Genomic DNA, 17,135 nt, shown 5'->3' on the forward strand with positions numbered 1-17,135 from the left:
ATAGCAATAAAAACAATTCTCAGAAACTGTTTAAATGTTGTTTTGGAATGTTTTACAGGGTATTTTTTGTCAGATGAAGGTATTTTGAGATTCATAGCCACAGTATAGACCGAAAAATAGCTGAAGGATAAAACTTAAACAGTCTCTTAATTGTACAGAACGGCTTAAAGTAGTATTTTCACGCTATTATTTTACACTTATGATTCAAGCAAAAAACATTCATAAATTTTATAAGGATTTAGAAGTTCTTAAGGGCGTAGACATTCATGTACAAAAAGGAGAGGTTGTTTCTATTGTAGGAGCTTCAGGTGCTGGAAAAACAACCTTACTGCAAATTTTGGGTACTTTAGACAGAGCTTCTTCCAAAGAACCTTACGAACTTACTATTAACAATGTTAGCATTAACGGACTTAACGATAAAGCTTTAGCAAAGTTTAGAAACGAACATATTGGTTTTATTTTTCAATTTCACCAATTACTACCTGAGTTCACTGCCTTAGAGAACGCTTGCTTACCCGCTTTTATAAAAGGCACCAAAAAGGCCGATGCCGAAAAACGTGCTAAAGAATTATTGGATTTTTTAGGATTATCACACCGGTACAATCATAAACCAAACGAACTTTCCGGTGGCGAACAACAACGTGTTGCCGTAGCCAGAGCGCTTATAAATAATCCTGATTTAATTTTTGCTGATGAACCTTCTGGTAATTTAGATAGCGAATCTGCAGAAAATCTACACAGCTTGTTTTTTAAACTACGTGATGAATTCGGGCAAACCTTTGTGATTGTAACACACAATGAAGAACTTGCCAATTTAGCTGATAGGAAGTTAGTCATGGTTGATGGGAAAATAACCAATAACTAATAGGTTTTTAGCAAACAAAAAGGGCTTATTGAACGTTTCAATAAGCCCTTTTTGTTTAATTATTGTTGTAGATTCAATCAATTACCAAAAGGAAACGTTTGACCCAATATGGTAATTGTAGAGGTCGTATAATTCAATTTGATGTCTTTTATATTCGCAACATCAATATCAAGAATACCCGATTTGATGCTTCTTGGCAATAACACAAAATGTAGTGATTCTTCAATGGTTAACGAATATTCAACACCTTTTGAACTCACACCCGATTGGGTGCCATCTAGCATGTATTCATCGTCCCAAATATTAAAAGGTGTATCAGAACCTGCTACCCAAGTTCTAGTAGAATTCTCGGTATAGTTGATGGTTTTACCCATTTTTGTGGTTATTTTTCCATTCTCAATGACAACGGTATACTGCAAATCACCATCTGTATTCTCACCTAAATTTTTCACATAATGCGTGCCTTCAACTTTATAATCGTTGTGGTAATAATTGTTAAAGGTGGTTGTATGCTCACTACCTTCTATACCATACCAATTGGTTGAAACGATAGTCGCGATTCCTTTACGTGTTATACCATCTTTACATAACACACCCTCCTGATAATCTACAGTTATGGTCTTAGGAAACGTGGTTAAATCTAAGGGTTCAACGGTTATTATTGGGCCCTCGGCATTCGCTTTACTTATTTTTGAAACAGATGCTGAATTTTCGGAACTTAAAACAGCGTCGCCACTATTATTACCTGCATCTTGAAAAACCTTATTTACTATGGCATATTCGGTTAAAGCTTCCATAGCAGATGCAGAATCAACATGTGGTTTTGGATCATCTTCTTGACAACTTATAAAAAAAAGTGCAAGAATGGGGACTATCATTTTTCTCATAATACAATGTTTTAGAAATACATTAATTTAGAGACTAAATAACGTTATAAATTTTATTTTTAGTTTGCTCAAACACTAAAATCTCACTGTTTAAAGTTAATTTTTACTTTTCATCGGTAATTTTTACAGGTTTTTCCTTTTTATATTTTCTGCCATACCATAAAAGAAAGCCTGTTACTGGTAAGGTTGCCGTAAGTAAACTAACTAGAAATGCTATAATTTTACCAGGTAATCCACCTATAGCACCAATGTGTATATCGTAGTTCATACGCAATATTTTCTCAGCGACTTTGGTATCGCTGTATTTACCGTAAACACCAGGTGTTTCTAATTCTTCAAGGGTATTTTGATCGTAAAACCGAAAATCGGTATCATAAAAAACACCTTTACTATTTGATACTTCAACATACACGCTTGACGAATCGTTTTGGGGATAGTGCAATTCGTAACTCACGGCATTTGGCAATTCGTTTTTAAGCTTCACGATTAAATTATCAATCGCTAACGTTTCACTATCTAAATTTACCGTTTTACTTTCATTCTCTGGAATGATAAACTGAGGTACTTTTTCACCTCCTGCCGCTTTGTATACAACATACTTCATCCAATTATAAGAAATAATAGTGCCTGTAAATGCCAAAATGAGTGCAAGCGAACAGATGTAAAATCCAACAATAGCATGCAAATCGAAATTTTTACGTTTCCACCTCGTTGTTGGTTTCCACATAAATTTTAAACGCTGTTTTAGGTTTTTACGCTTTTTAGGAACCCATAAAATAAACCCAGAAATGATGATTAAGATGAAAATTAAAATCGATGTCCCAACAATTTGCTCGCCAATATCTTTTGGAAACCATAATCGCATGTGCCCTTTTAAAATAAAAGAGAAAAACCCAGAAAGATGGTTCTCAATATGCATAACATCTCCTGTGTACGGATTTAAAAATACACTTTGATAAAACTCAGGCTTCGCGTCATAAAAAATAATTTCAATGGCTTCATTACTATTATTGAAAATGCTTCCGTGTATGGTATTGTTGGGAAAAACTGAATTGCCTATCGTTTTAACTTCTGTTGGTGTTAAAATAGGTGCATTTTGTATTTCAACTGTATAATCATCTACATATAGACTTTCAATTTCCTCTTTAAAAGCCCAACAACAGCCTGTAATAGCCACAATAAAAACAACAACACCCGTTACTAATCCTAAAATTTTATGAAGCCAAAGAATGTTTTTTTTATATGCCATATTCAAGTGGAAAAAGGGCAACTTAAAAAATTGCCCTTTAAAGTATTTAGTGGATAATATTAAAATCTATAAGTAACATTTGCCAATAAGGTTCGTGGTGCTTGCGGATTGATGGTAGACCAACCTTTATAATATTCTTTATTGAATGCATTATTCAATTTAAGACTGATAGTGTACTTGTCGGCTGCATAAAAAATAGAGGTATTTGCAATGGTATAGCTTGGTAAAACAAACTCACCTGTTGATGCATAATTAATAGCAAAACGATCGCTAGCACCATTCATTCCTAAACCTAAACCAAATCCGTCTAAACTTCCTTCTTGGAATTCATAATTTGCCCATAAATTATATAGGTTTCTTGGACCAGCTTCCAAAGGTCTTCTGTTTAAAATATTTGCATTATCGGATTTTGTGGTTTCACTATAGTTATTGCTAAACCCTCCTCTTATATTTAAACCATTCACTGGATTTGCGTTAATTTCTATTTCAAAGCCTCTACTTACCACTTCGCCTCCTTGAATTTTATTGAAGGGTGAATCTGGGTCTGTAATAACCCTATCGGTTACTTTAATATCGTAATAACTTACCGTTGCATTTAACCTGCTATTGAAAAGATTTGTTTTAACACCAAACTCTAACTGATTAGCTTGCTCTGGATTGAATGTTTTTAGTGTTTGTGGACCTGTACCTGGGTCACCTACTAAAGCTGGAGCCACATTTTTAAAGCCATTTTGGTAATTGGCAAACAGTGATAGTTTGTTTAAAATGGGCTGAAATAATAATCCGAATTTTGGCGAAAATGTAGTTTGGTCATAATCATCGTCTGGGTTTGCTAAACTGCCTTCATTATCAAATCTATCTAAACGAAGCCCTATCATGGCTGAAAAACTTTGGGTGAAGTTTAAAACGTTTGATGCATAAACACTATAAATGTGGTATTTGGATTTTGCATTTCCAATAGCTTGTGAAGCTAAAACAGCATCAACTGCTGAGGTAGATAATGGATAGCTGTCTGTTTCAACATCAGGAGTAAACGGATTATCGCCACTTGTATCACCTTGTGGTGTCACATTTCCATAAAATGCATAACCTGTACTGTTATTCGTTTCGGTAGCATTAAAATAATCTAGACCCACAACCATTCTGTTTCTTAATGAAGCTATTTTAAAATCGCCTATAAAGTTTTGTTGAAAGTCTGTTGTTTGCGTATTTGCATTTTGCTTGTTTAAGAAACGTGAAAATGTATTACCCCCCAAAACAAGATAATCAAACAAATAAGTATAATAACCTTTTGTTGAAGTAGAACTTTTTGAAAGCAATGTTTGTGATTGCCAAGTATCAGATAATTTGTAATCCATTTGGATTCTATAGTTCTGAGTTGGGTTTTCAAGAGATAAATCATTACTTGTAAAAGACAGTTTATTGTTATAATTTAATTCTTTAAGATTTGCGGCTTCGGTTGGCTCACTTCTGTTTAAGAATAAAAACGTTGGGTTTGTTTGTTCCGCTTGCGTAATTTCCCCATAAAATGAAAACGATAATTTATTGCTTACTTTATATGAAAGTGACGGTGCTACAAAAAACGATTTTCTAAAGCCCGCATCTTGAAAACTTTGCTCGGTAGCATACGATGTGTTTAACCTGAAATAGATGTTATTCTCTTTATCTAAAGCCGTATTAAAATCACCCGTAACTTGGTTTAAACCATAAGTCCCCGAAGTAAATGATAGTTCGCCACCATTACCTACATAAGGTTTTTTGGTAACTACGTTTATTAAACCTCCATAAGACGTTACCGAATTACCAAATAAGGTTGCAGATGGTCCTTTTACTACCTCAATGCGCTCAATATTAGCAGGGTTAATAGTACCGTTTGTTAAACCGGGTAAACCATTTACCAATTCTGGTTGTACTGAAAAACCCCGCAACGAATAATAGCCCGCACCATCGCCACCACGACCAGTTGATGTCCATAAATTTTCAACACCAGCTGCATTTTTAAGAGCATCATCAAAGTTTGTAACTACTTGCGATTGTAACAATTCGTTTGTAATGGTACTATATACCTGTGTGTTTTCAATATCTTTTAATGCTAATTTAGACACGTAAGCCGTTTCTTTTCTTGAAAACTTATTGGTTCTATTTCCGTTAATAACAATTTCATCTAAAATTTCGTCACCCTCATAAAGGGTGATAGTTCCTAAATCGGTCGTTTCATTCGAGTTTAATGTAAAAGCTACTTCCTTCGTTTTAAACCCTAAGTAAGAAATAGCAAGTACATAATTTCCATCTTTAATTCCAGAAATTTCAAAAATTCCAGACTCGTTGGTTTGTGTACCTTTTGTAGTGGTTTTGACACTAACATTAACACCAAATAGCGAGGTGTCATTATAATCCTTTATAATGCCTTTAACGGTTCCACTTTGCGAAAATCCCAAAATATTTAAGGTAAAAAAAAGAATAATGGTCAGTTGTTTTTTCATTGGTTTTATTTAGACTTAATATAAATAATAATTTTGACGCAAAAATATATACAGAAATTAGTTTACGCAAGTTATTTAGAATAAATCTAAACAATATTTTACAAAACATTGATTTACTATGAATTACAAAGTAGCGTTGATATATAATTAGTGAACGCGTATTGTCTTTTTTTCAAGTGGTTACAAAATGATCTTTTTGCCCCATAAAACTGAGTGAAAAAATAAGCCTATTTTTGAATTTTAAAATCGAATCTTTTGAATAAAAAAGAACTAAAAGACTTTCTAGATGGTAAAGTAGCACAGTACAACCATCCACGTTTTATTGAAAGCGACCCCATTCAAATTCCGCATCAATTTTCGATAAAAGAAGATATTGAAATTGCGGGGTTTTTAACTGCTACCATAGCTTGGGGAAACCGAAAAAGCATTATTAATAATGCGAAACGGCTCATGGAGTTTCTTGATAATTCTCCTTTTGATTTTGTAATGAATCATACTGAAACCGATTTAGAAAAGCTGTACTCTTTTGTACATAGAACTTTTAATAGTGATGATTCTATACAGTTTATAAAATGCCTAAGAAACATTTATATAAACCATAACGGTTTGGAAACTGTATTTGCTAAACATGCCGAAAAAGAGTCACTTCAAACATCTATCTCCAAATTTAAAACCATTTTTTTTGAAGTTGAACATTTACAAAGAACCCAAAAACACGTTAGCGACCCGTTAAAAAATTCGGCAGCTAAGCGTATAAACATGTTTTTACGTTGGATGGTGAGAAACGATAAAGCTGGGGTTGATTTTGGTATTTGGAACAGCCTCTCCCCTGCTCAATTATCATGTCCGTTAGATGTCCATTCGGGTAATGTGGCGAGGAAATTGGGTTTACTTACCCGAAAACAAAATGATGCCAAAGCATTATTGGAATTAGATACGGCTTTAAGAACCTTTGATGCCAACGATCCGGTTAAATACGATTTTGCTTTGTTTGGTTTGGGGGTGTTTGAGGGGTTTTAATGATTAACAAACCCAATCAGGGTTTGAACCAACCCAATCAGGGTTTTAAACCCTGATTGGGTAATTAAAAAAAACGATTGACAAACTTAAAGTTCGTCAATCGTTAATATAAATTTTAAAATCGAGAATTACATTACCCTTTTAACCAAGCTTCACGTATATTCTTTTGGGCTGGTGTGGCATCTGACTTTTCCACAATGCTTTCACCCATTGTGTAAGTTGGTGTGGTTTTAGTTTTAACAACTACTTCTTTACCATCTCTTTCTAATTTTACTTCGACGTCTTTACCTGGTTTCCACATAAACACACCTTGTAATACTTGGTTTGCATTTTGCATGGTTAGCTCGGTACCGTCAATAGATTTAATAACGTCATTTGGCTGTACGCCATTATCAGCCCAAAAGCTGTTTTGTAAAACCATATCTGTAAAAAATATAGTGCCTGTTTGAGGATCTCCACTAACTATCGGAGCGCCATTCATCAAAATATAATTCGTTTCTATCCTGCCTTCACCAATTTCCAAACCTACTTTATTAAAAAATTCGTTGTAGTTAATTGGGATATCCCCAACCACATGTGTTGTTAAAAAATCGTGAACCGAAGGGTATGTCATACTCGAAATGTCTTCAATAAGTTTATCGTCTTCAAAAGGTTTGTCTTTACCGTATTTGTTTGATAGTTCTTTCATTAAAGACAAAATGCCTCGGTTGCCATTACTTTCTTCACGCATTAAAATGTCTATACACATGCCAATTAACGCGCCTTTTTGATACACGTTTAAATATTGGCTTTTATAGGGTTCTTTTAATATATTCTCACTCATGATGGTAAAACTCATGGCATCATTCAAAGACTTTGAACGTTGAATTTTTTCCATGATTTTGTTGTAGAATTCATTTTCATCTATCAACCCTTGGTTTACCTGAAATAAATTTGCAAAATACTCGGTCACACCCTCATACATCCATAAATGTTTTGAGAAGGTTGGATTGTTATAATCGAAATAATGAACATCCTCTGAATGTACACTTAAAGGTGTTACAATATGGAAAAACTCGTGGGATACTACGTCAACCATGCTTTCTGCAAGTGCTTCTTCATCCATAGATTCTGGTAAAACGACCACTGTAGAGGTATGATGTTCTAATGCACCCATACCTTTTGGCGACTCTTCTTTTTCTTCAGACAAATACAAATAAATATCGTAGCGTGGTGTCGAATTGATATCACCTAAAAATGCTTTTTGGGCTTGCATCATCTTAAAAATGGTTTCTTTTAAAGACGTTGCAGAGTGTACTTTATTTGGGGAATATACACTTAAAACAATTTTAATATCACCTACTTGAAACTCTTCAACACTTAAATTACCATACATCATTGGGTTGTCGGTAATATCAAAATATCTTGTTGCAAAGTAACTTGTCGTGATACTAGAACCATCTTCACTTGTTTTCGAGCCTGTATTTTGTAAAGCCGAAGTACGAACAAAATCGGCAGGAGCTGTAACATCCAATTTGTATTGGTTATTCTTTAACGAATCGAAATACCCAATAAAACCATGTAAATTAAGTACATAATTAGTTGGTTCTATATTGGTACCCGCTGGCGAAAACGGTTCTTCTTTTCCTATCCCGCCTTCTTCTTCAATATCAAAGGTATCGTTAACTAAATAGGTTATTTTATCTAATTGCTTCGCATTTTTAATAACCCATGTATTAACATCGGTTTTGGTTACAGGCATCTCGTTACCTTTATAATCAAAAGCTTTAAAATCGTCAATATACTTTCCAAAATCACTTACCGAATAAGTACCTTGTATCACTTTTGGCAAATGATAGGTAACTGTTTCAACAGTAAAACGCCCCGGGTCAATAACTACAGGGGCTTTGTCATTTTCTACTTTTGATAAATTTATTGAAGTTTCTATGGGAAGGCTTGTCGCTAAATCATTTCCCGAAGTTTTTGTAGCACTACAGCTGGCTAATATAATACCCGCAAATAAAGCGGCTAAAGTTTTAGTATTCATTAATGGCTTTTTAGAGTTTTTTTATTGACGCCCAATTTACCATTATGTTACGCATCCACATCTTAAGGTTTTGTTAAAAAGCTTAATTAACCTGAATTCTGAATTTAAAGTGCCTAAAGGTATGAGTACTTAAAGTGCACTAAAGTTATGGGTACTTAAGGTGCTCTAAGGTTATAGGTTCGGAGTTCTGTTCAAGTTTCTTGTTTCACTGTTAGATTACATGTACAATTATCTATCGTCTTAAAAAGCTTTACGCCTTTACGCCTTAGCGAGAAATATTTGTCTATCGTGTATTCTCTATGTCAATTCTCTTGTCTCTTGTCTAATCTCTTAGCTCTTATAGCTCATAATTCAAAATCATCAATCGTCAATCGTCAATCAAAAAGGCATCTTTCAAACGGTAATCCATAATTCTGAATTCTAAATTCTGATTTCATTATGTATATTCGCTGCATGCAAAAACCATTGATAAGTATTTTAACCCCTTTTAAGAATACGGAAACCTATTTAGAAGACTGTATAAATTCTATATTAAATCAAACCTACACCCATTGGGAATTACTTATTGTTGATGATGGCTCTACGGATAACAGCTATGATGTTGTAAACGCTTTCGCGGAAAAAGACAACAGGATAACACTTTTAAAAAACTCAGGAAGCGGCATTATTGATGCGCTACAATACGCTTTTAGTAAAAGTAAAGGTGACTTTATTACCAGAATGGATAGCGACGATATCATGTTACCAAACAAATTAGAGGTTTTGCTGAATAATTTAATCACTTATGGCGAAAAGCATGTAGCGGTTGGTTTAGTTGAATATTTTAGTAAAACGGGAGTTGGTGAGGGTTATAAAAGTTATGAAACATGGTTGAACAACCTGACTAAAACAGGAAACAATTATTCTGAAATTTATAAGGAGTGTGTGATTCCATCACCTTGTTGGATGATTCATAGAAATGATTTGATAGCTTGTGATGCGTTTAATCCGCACCGGTATCCGGAAGATTACGATTTAACATTTCGGTTTTATAAACACAACTATAAATGCATTCCTTGTGATACGGTATTACACCAATGGCGCGATTACAGCACACGCACTTCCAGAACCCATGTACATTACGCACAAAACCATTTTACCGAATTAAAACTAAGGCACTTTTTAGATATTGATTATAACAAAACAAAAACATTAACCATTTGGGGTGCGGGTACCAAAGGCAAATTAATAGCCAGTATATTACTAGAAAAACATATTCCTTTTGAATGGATTTGCGATAACCCAAAAAAAATTGGAAAAGCTATTTACGGAAAAGAATTAAAAGCTTTTAATACACTTTCAAAAATTGAAAACCCTCAAAGTATCATTACAGTAGCAAATAAAACAGCTCAGATGGAAATTAGAAGCTATTTGGAAACGCTGAATTTGAAACCCATGAAAGATTATATATTCTTTTGTTAATCCGAGTCCTTAGGGAAGGGAATTTATTTTCCATGACTTTTAATAATGAAGTCCTTTAAATTTTTCTTTTACCTACAAAACTCACATTTTGCTCCCTAATTTTGACTTTTTAAGTTCCGTATCCTTGCTGTGCAATATAAAAAAGGGGGCATTATGAAACTGGGCGGAGCGTAAAAAATAACCTCGTGGGTTATTTTAGCGAACGAGCCAGCTGGAGCAAGGTTAAATTTTTCGCTTACAAACAAAAAGTTTAAATGACTTCAATGAAAAATGTTTACTTTTGAAATGAACAATAACAGTAAAATTTATACTTACATGTTCATTAGAGAATGACATCTGACCTATAAAAATCAATAAAATATAACAGATGAAAAATATAAAACACAATGCAGTTTAAACACCCCGAACTTCTTTACGCTTTATTTTTACTGCTCATCCCCATTATTGTTCATTTATTTCAGTTGCGTAAGTTTCAAAAAGAAGCCTTTACCAACGTCGCATTTTTAAAAGAGGCGACCATACAAACCCGTAAAAGTTCGCAAATAAAAAAATGGCTGATTCTGTATACCAGACTCTTATTGCTTGCGGCTATAGTTATAGCGTTTGCACAACCATTCACTTCTAAATCAAATGCGTTCAATTCCAAAAAAGAAACGGTTATTTATTTAGATAATTCGTTTAGCATGCAAGCAAAAGGTAATCAAGGTTCGCTTTTAAAACGAGCTATACAAGATATTATTGGTCATGTGCCCGAAGATGAAAACATAAGTCTTATCACTAACGATGACACCTTTAAAAATACCACAATAAAAGCCATAAAGAATGACTTATTGCAATTAGATTATTCTTCTAACCGATTAACACCTGAAGCGGCTTTACTAAAAAGTAATACCTTTTTTAGCAAACAGAAAAATACTTTAAAAAACGTGGTGTTTATTTCAGATTTCCAACAAGATACATCGGAATTCGCTCCAAAAACGGATTCGTTGACCAACTTACATTTAGTACAGCTAAAACCGGTAAACACCAACAATATAGCGATCGATTCGGCCTATATTACGGAAACTACAGCCACTTCAATAGAATTAAAAGTACTTATAAAAAATAGTGGGGAACCTATTGAAAATTTACCTGTTTCGCTATTTAATAATGAGGAACTGATTGCAAAAACATCGGTTGCGATTAAAGACCAAGTTGAAACCGCTTTTTCACTTCCTGCTAGCAAAATTATAAATGGTAAAATTACTATTGATGATGCAAACTTACAGTTTGACAACAGTTTGTTTTTCAACATCAATAAAACAGCTAAAATTAACATACTGGCCATCAATGCTGAAGAAGATTCGTTTTTAAAACGAATTTATACCGATGACGAGTTTCATTTTACTTCAACCAATGAAAATCAATTAAATTACAGCATTATAAACCAACAGCATGTTATTGTTTTAAATGAATTGAACAGCATCCCAAACGCACTCATCGATGCGTTAAAATCGTTTACAAACCAAGGTGGTTCGCTTGTTGTCATTCCTTCAACAGATATCAATCTGGAGTCTTACAACCAATTACTTAATCATTTTGGGAGTCACTTTAATGAGGACATTCAAATCGAAAAACGCATCACTACCATCAATTATTCACATCCTTTATACAGTTCTGGTGTGTTTGAAAAACAAGTTGATAATTTTCAATATCCAACAACGGCAAGTTTTTATAATATAACATCTAAAAATGCGTCGTCTATTCTGAAATTTGAAGATGGTAAACCTTTTTTAAATCAGACCAAGCATACATTTGTGTTCACATCGGCATTAAACACAACTAATTCCAGTTTTAAAAATTCACCTTTAATAGTGCCAACATTTTACAACATTGGGAAATTCAGTTTTAAAAATCCTGCTTTATATTATACCATTGGCAATGAAAATACCTTTGATGTAGAAACATCATTACAGCAAGACGACATTGTGACTTTGGTAAATGGGGATATAAATATCATTCCGAAACAGCAATATTTCAATAACAAAGTGGTAATTAATACTTCTGAAACACCTTCAACAGCTTCTATTTACGCTATTAAAAACAAAAACGACACCATTAAAAACGTCAGTTATAATTACAATAGAGACGAAAGTGCTTTGGTTTACAGAAACCTCTCAGCTTCAAAAAACCTAACCGTTAGCGATTCTGTTACCGAAATTTTCGATAGTATAAAAAGTGATGCAAAAGTTAACGCCTTATGGAAATGGTTTGTTATTTTTGCGCTAGCGTTATTGATTATTGAAATGCTCATATTAAAATACTTTAAATGAACATACTTATAAAATCTGCCACCATTATAGATTCTAAAAGCGAATTTCACAATACAACTCAAGATATATTAGTTGAAAATGGTGTGATTACCCAAATTTCCAATTCTATTAAAAACACTAAAAAATATCAAGAAGTCACCTTTGATAATCTTCATATTTCGCAAGGTTGGTTTGATAGTAGCGTGTGTTTTGGCGAACCTGGTTTCGAGGAACGCGATACTATTGCAAACGGATTGAAAACAGCTGCTGCATCTGGTTTTACTGCCGTGGCTATGAATGCCCATACCAATCCGGTAATAGATTCTAATTCCGATATCACTTTTGTAAACTCTAAAGCTGCCAACAATGCGGTTACTTTATTACCAATGGGTGCCTTAACCATGTGTAGTAAAGGCGAAGATTTAGCCGAACTTTACGACATGAATACTGCAGGCGCTGTTGCGTTTTACGATTATAAAAAACCTATTGCTAATCCTAACCTCATGAAAATTGCCCTGCAATATGCCAGTAATTTTGATGGTTTGGTTTGCTCGTTTCCGCAGGAAAACAAAATTGCTGGAAATGGGGTTATAAACGAACATATTACAAGCACTAAATTAGGTTTAAAAGGTATTCCTGCGTTGGCAGAAGAAATGCAAATAACCCGCGATTTATTTTTATTGGAATATACCGGTGGAAAACTGCACATTCCAACCATTTCAACAGCAAAATCGGTGGAATTAATACGGGAAGCCAAAAAGAAAAAATTGGACGTAACTTGTAGTGTCGCCATTCATAACTTATACTTTACCGATGCCGTTTTAACCGATTTTAACACGCATTTTAAGGTATTGCCTCCGTTACGAATACAAGCCGATGTAGATGCACTTATTGAAGGCGTGAAAGATGGTACCATTGATATGGTAACCAGCGACCATAACCCGATTGATATTGAACACAAAAAAATAGAGTTTGATTACGCTGCTTACGGAAGCATTGGTTTAGAAAGTGCTTTTGGTGCTTTACAAACAGTTTTTAACACCAAAAAAACCATCGAGATTTTAACTAAAGGAAAAACTCGATTTGCTTTAGAGCAAACACCTATAAATATTGGTAATAAACTGAATATCACACTTTTTAATCCAGACACTAAATATACTTTTTCTTTAAACAATATCATTTCCAAATCAAAAAATGCTATTTTTGAAAATGAAACTTTAAAAGGAACGGTGTATGGCATTATTTCAAATAATAAAGTTTCGCTAAATTCTTAAGTATGACAGAACAAGATATTGAAGCAGGAAGAAACAACGCTATTATAAGTTACTTAACCATATTTGGAACCATCATAGCCTTTTACCTAAATAATGAAAATAAAAGTGAGTTTGCCAGTTTTCATATAAGGCAATCTCTTGGTTTATGGCTGACGTTTTTTGCCCTTGGTTATATCGTTGGCATTTTTGATAGTTGGTTTATTACCTTTGGGTTTTACATGTTTTTTGGCGTACTTTTTATTTTTGGTTTTGCAAATGCCATCGCCAGAAAAGCGCAAACCGTACCACTTGTTGGAGAATTATACCAAAAACTATTTGCTAATTTAGGTAAATAACTATGACTAACACTTCACTTTCTTTATATCACATTGTTAGAAAATCTTCTTTAACCGAAAACGCTCCTTTGCTTATTATGATGCACGGTTATGGTAGCGATGAAAACGATTTATTTTCTTTTTCATCGGAATTGCCCAAAGAACTTTTTATTATTTCGGTACGTGCACCCTACCCTATGCCTCCTTATGGCAATGCCTGGTATGCCATTAATTTTGATGAAGTACAAGGCAAATGGAACGATAACGAGCAAGCAAAACAATCGCGCGACTTAATGGCGAACTTTATTGACGAAGCCATTGCCGAATACCCTGTAAACAAAAACAACGTCACGCTTTTAGGTTTTAGCCAAGGCAGTATTTTAAGTTATGCTGTGGCATTAACCTACCCCGAAAAGGTTAAAAATATCATTGCTTTAAGCGGTTATGTAAATAAAGATATTTTGCCTGAAGACATTAACACAAGAGATTATTCGAATCTTGATTTTTATTGTTCACACGGCAGTGTTGACCAAGTCATACCTGTAGATTGGGCGCGACAAACTTCACCTTTTTTAAATAGTTTACACATTAAAAACCAATATTCTGAGTTCCCTGTGGGACATGGTGTCGCACCCCAAAATTTTTATGAATTTAAGGAGTGGTTGGGTAAGCGGATTTAGCAACCTACAACTACCTAAACGCATATTAAAATCTTGATAGAAACCTATTAGGATTTTTTTATTTGATTTTATCAGAAAAAACTACTAGTTTCGTTTAGCATATGGTATAAAACATTGAAACGGTTTTTATATTATGATAGTTAAACAAAGCACCCAATTTTAAAAAAAAACTTAAACCCCAAACCATAAAAAAATCCAGCAAGTTGCTGGATTTTTTAATATCTAAATATAACTTCTGTCAATTAGTTTACTACCAATCTAAACCCTTCGCCGTGGATGTTAAGTATTTCTACTTTATCGTCAAGTTTTAAATATTTACGTAGTTTGGCAATATACACATCCATACTACGCGAGGTAAAGTAGTTATCGTCTCTCCAAATTTTGGTAAGTGCCAATTCACGTGGCATTAAATCGTTTTCGTGTAACGCTAATAGGCGCAATAATTCGTTTTCTTTAGGCGATAGTTTAACAGGGTCTCCTCCATCAAATTTTAAAAACCGTAGCTTAGAATTTAAATCGAACCTACCTATTTTAAATTCAAACTGTTTACTGTCCGAAATGGTTTCAGTGGCTTTACGTTGCATAATAGCCTTAATTTTCATTAACAACACTTCGCTATCAAAGGGTTTGTTTAAATAATCATCAGCACCTACTTTATACCCTTTTAAAACATCTTCTTTCATCGTTTTTGCGGTTAAGAATACAATAGGCACATCGGTATTTTTTTCACGTATTTCTTTAGCTAATGTGAAACCATCTTTATAAGGCATCATAACGTCTAGAATGCATAAATCGAAATCGTCTTTTTTGAATTTCTCGAAACCTTCCATTCCGTTTTTTGCGTGAACAACATCATAATCGTTCATCATCAAATAATCTTTAAGAACAATTCCAAAATTAGGATCGTCTTCAACTAATAAAATTTTCTTTTTTTGCTCTTCCATAATTTATGATATTATTGGAAGCTTTATTATAAATGTGCTTCCTTTGTCTTTTTCACTTTCTACTGATACATGACCTTGATGGTCTTCTACAATTCTTTTTACATAGGCCAAACCTAAACCATGACCTCTAACATTATGAATATTACCGGTATGTTCTCTATAAAACTTTTCGAACACACGTTTGGCAGCTGCTTTACTCATACCGCTACCATGATCTTTTATTTTTAATAAAATATTGTTTCCAATATTTTCGGTATATACTTCTATTTTTGGTGCTTCTGGTGAATACTTTATAGCATTATCCAAAATATTTACTATGACGTTTGTAAAATGGCTCTCGTTTGCTAAAACAGACGCCTTCGGTGCATCTAAAAATGTTTTGATATAACCTTGCCTATCTTCAACAATGAGTTCTACATGCGTAATAGCATCTTCAATTAAGTCGTGCAGGTTTAACCTATCCTTACTTATATTTAACTCGTTTTTCTCTAGCTTAGATATTCTTAACACGTTTTCAACCTGGGCATGCATGCGTTTGTTTTCGTCTTTAATCATTGTCAAGTAACGCAATACTTTTTCTTTATCGTCAATAACTTTTGGATTCCTTATAGCGTCGAGTGCCAAATTTATGGTGGCGATGGGTGTTTTAAACTCATGCGTCATGTTATTGATAAAATCTGTCTTTATTTCCGATATCTTACGCTGCTTCACTAACTGGTGCAAAGCACTACCATAAGCTAAGATAATGATGGACGTAAAAATGACCGACAACAAAATCATCCCCATGTTTGATGATAAAATAAATTTTTTATCGTCTGGAAAACTCACCAAAAGTTTATAGGAGCTTTGGTTATTTTCATTATAAAACATATACACGCTAAAAGCCGATTCATCGTAACTTTCAAAATTATCACTACGTATTCTGGTTGCTAATCCGTTACTGTAAATTGCAAATTCAAAATCAATGTCAATGCCATCTTCTTTAAGTTTTTCAGACAATAACTTTTGAATTTCTTCCTTGGTTACACGTTTGTGTATAGGCAACCTAGAAGCTAAATCTTTATATATATCCTCAAAAACAATTTCGTCGGTGCTAGACATTTTATCTAAAAGCAACAACTTGTCACTTGTGCTTAAATCTAAATCTAAACTAGAGCCACTGTTTTGGTACACTTTGGTTTCGCGATTGTTTAAAATACGTTTTACGCTGATAGTATCTAAACCTATGTCAAAGATCGATGAATTAAATTTATAATTTTCTTCTAGAGTTCCGCTTCTATAAACTACGGTTTCTTTAGAGTCAAAATCTTCTTTAATAATATATAAATTTCTAATTACCGAGGTATCAACTTCAACACCTTGGGAAATTAGACCTTGAAGCGTATATACATATTCTGAGTACTCTCGTTTTTCAATGGTATTGGAAACGTAATTTAATACTTTATTTACATTAAACCTAAAACGTTCCTTTTCATTTTTTACAGAACCGTTGATATAATAAGCCTGAACAAAAATAATACCTATTAGAGACAAACTCATTAATAGGATTAATAGGATGAATATTTTTTTGCTCATCATTCAAAATTAACATTTTAACATTTAGCGTTGACGCTTTTAACCTTACATTAACAAAAATGTTAA

The 17,135-nt window shown here is 33.6% G+C and carries 13 protein-coding genes; 7 read left to right on the forward strand and 6 right to left on the reverse strand.

Annotated elements, in window-relative coordinates:
• The first annotated feature begins 199 nt into the window (after window positions 1-199).
• Window positions 200-865 (forward strand): ABC transporter ATP-binding protein, encoded by a 666-nt coding sequence (locus CJ739_RS20010; protein WP_117178576.1) that lies wholly within the window; start codon window positions 200-202, stop codon window positions 863-865.
• A gap of 77 nt (window positions 866-942) precedes the next feature.
• Here the strand turns inward: CJ739_RS20010 and CJ739_RS20015 are convergent, their stop codons facing one another.
• The 3 genes from CJ739_RS20015 to CJ739_RS20025 all read right to left on the reverse strand — a co-directional run bounded on the left by CJ739_RS20015 (window position 943) and on the right by CJ739_RS20025 (window position 5,484).
• Window positions 943-1,752, reverse strand: coding sequence for a hypothetical protein (locus tag CJ739_RS20015; protein ID WP_117178578.1), 810 nt, complete (start codon window positions 1,750-1,752; stop codon window positions 943-945).
• A 103-nt stretch (window positions 1,753-1,855) separates the two neighbouring features.
• On the reverse strand, window positions 1,856-3,001 hold the full coding sequence (locus CJ739_RS20020; RefSeq protein ID WP_117178580.1) for a PepSY-associated TM helix domain-containing protein: 1,146 nt from the start codon (window positions 2,999-3,001) through the stop codon (window positions 1,856-1,858).
• 59 nt (window positions 3,002-3,060) lie between these two features.
• Window positions 3,061-5,484, reverse strand: coding sequence for a TonB-dependent receptor (locus CJ739_RS20025; RefSeq protein WP_117178582.1), 2,424 nt, complete (start codon window positions 5,482-5,484; stop codon window positions 3,061-3,063).
• A gap of 255 nt (window positions 5,485-5,739) precedes the next feature.
• On the opposite strand from CJ739_RS20025, the gene CJ739_RS20030 reads away from it, so the two are divergent.
• Entirely contained in the window at window positions 5,740-6,504 is a 765-nt protein-coding gene (locus tag CJ739_RS20030; RefSeq protein ID WP_117178584.1) for a TIGR02757 family protein, read from the forward strand.
• Between the two features lie 133 nt (window positions 6,505-6,637).
• On the opposite strand, the gene CJ739_RS20035 is transcribed toward CJ739_RS20030, so the two are convergent.
• Window positions 6,638-8,530: a M61 family metallopeptidase gene (locus tag CJ739_RS20035; protein ID WP_117178586.1), complete on the reverse strand. Its 1,893-nt coding sequence runs from the start codon at window positions 8,528-8,530 to the stop codon at window positions 6,638-6,640.
• 453 nt (window positions 8,531-8,983) lie between these two features.
• Between CJ739_RS20035 and CJ739_RS20040 the strand changes: the two genes are divergently transcribed.
• From CJ739_RS20040 to CJ739_RS20060, 5 genes are all read left to right on the forward strand, one after another.
• Entirely contained in the window at window positions 8,984-9,991 is a 1,008-nt protein-coding gene (locus CJ739_RS20040) for a glycosyltransferase family 2 protein (RefSeq protein WP_117178588.1), read from the forward strand.
• 386 nt (window positions 9,992-10,377) lie between these two features.
• Window positions 10,378-12,303 carry a vWA domain-containing protein gene (locus CJ739_RS20045; RefSeq protein ID WP_117178590.1) on the forward strand — a complete coding sequence of 642 codons (1,926 nt, stop codon included), beginning with the start codon at window positions 10,378-10,380 and terminating at the stop codon, window positions 12,301-12,303.
• On the forward strand, window positions 12,300-13,556 hold the full coding sequence (locus CJ739_RS20050) for a dihydroorotase (protein ID WP_117178592.1): 1,257 nt from the start codon (window positions 12,300-12,302) through the stop codon (window positions 13,554-13,556). The genes CJ739_RS20045 and CJ739_RS20050 overlap by 4 nt, the downstream gene beginning before the upstream one ends.
• A 2-nt stretch (window positions 13,557-13,558) precedes the next feature.
• A complete protein-coding gene (locus tag CJ739_RS20055; protein ID WP_117178594.1) occupies window positions 13,559-13,891 on the forward strand; it encodes a hypothetical protein in 333 nt (110 codons plus the stop codon).
• 2 nt (window positions 13,892-13,893) lie between these two features.
• Window positions 13,894-14,550, forward strand: coding sequence for an alpha/beta hydrolase (locus tag CJ739_RS20060; RefSeq protein ID WP_117178596.1), 657 nt, complete (start codon window positions 13,894-13,896; stop codon window positions 14,548-14,550).
• 242 nt (window positions 14,551-14,792) lie between these two features.
• Here CJ739_RS20060 and CJ739_RS20065 read toward each other — a convergent pair whose 3' ends face one another.
• Window positions 14,793-15,494: a response regulator transcription factor gene (locus tag CJ739_RS20065; protein ID WP_117178598.1), complete on the reverse strand. Its 702-nt coding sequence runs from the start codon at window positions 15,492-15,494 to the stop codon at window positions 14,793-14,795.
• A gap of 3 nt (window positions 15,495-15,497) precedes the next feature.
• Window positions 15,498-17,069 (reverse strand): sensor histidine kinase, encoded by a 1,572-nt coding sequence (locus tag CJ739_RS20070; protein ID WP_162880295.1) that lies wholly within the window; start codon window positions 17,067-17,069, stop codon window positions 15,498-15,500.
• Window positions 17,070-17,135: the final 66 nt, after the last annotated feature.

Origin of the sequence: Mariniflexile sp. TRM1-10 (assembly GCF_003425985.1) — a bacterium.
In the GTDB taxonomy this organism is placed as follows: domain Bacteria; phylum Bacteroidota; class Bacteroidia; order Flavobacteriales; family Flavobacteriaceae; genus Mariniflexile.

Bases quoted from the DNA above. Each gene is read 5' to 3' on its own strand.
- CJ739_RS20025 (WP_117178582.1), bottom strand. From the start codon at position 5,484: ATGAAAAAACAACTGACCATTATTCTTTTTTTTACCTTAAATATTTTG.
- CJ739_RS20015 (WP_117178578.1), bottom strand. From the start codon at position 1,752: ATGAGAAAAATGATAGTCCCCATTCTTGCACTTTTTTTTATAAGTTGT.
- CJ739_RS20065 (WP_117178598.1), bottom strand. From the start codon at position 15,494: ATGGAAGAGCAAAAAAAGAAAATTTTATTAGTTGAAGACGATCCTAAT.
- CJ739_RS20010 (WP_117178576.1), top strand. From the start codon at position 200: ATGATTCAAGCAAAAAACATTCATAAATTTTATAAGGATTTAGAAGTT.
- CJ739_RS20045 (WP_117178590.1), top strand. From the start codon at position 10,378: ATGCAGTTTAAACACCCCGAACTTCTTTACGCTTTATTTTTACTGCTC.
- CJ739_RS20020 (WP_117178580.1), bottom strand. From the start codon at position 3,001: ATGGCATATAAAAAAAACATTCTTTGGCTTCATAAAATTTTAGGATTA.
- CJ739_RS20040 (WP_117178588.1), top strand. From the start codon at position 8,984: ATGCAAAAACCATTGATAAGTATTTTAACCCCTTTTAAGAATACGGAA.
- CJ739_RS20070 (WP_162880295.1), bottom strand. From the start codon at position 17,069: ATGAGCAAAAAAATATTCATCCTATTAATCCTATTAATGAGTTTGTCT.
- CJ739_RS20055 (WP_117178594.1), top strand. From the start codon at position 13,559: ATGACAGAACAAGATATTGAAGCAGGAAGAAACAACGCTATTATAAGT.
- CJ739_RS20050 (WP_117178592.1), top strand. From the start codon at position 12,300: ATGAACATACTTATAAAATCTGCCACCATTATAGATTCTAAAAGCGAA.
- CJ739_RS20035 (WP_117178586.1), bottom strand. From the start codon at position 8,530: ATGAATACTAAAACTTTAGCCGCTTTATTTGCGGGTATTATATTAGCC.
- CJ739_RS20060 (WP_117178596.1), top strand. From the start codon at position 13,894: ATGACTAACACTTCACTTTCTTTATATCACATTGTTAGAAAATCTTCT.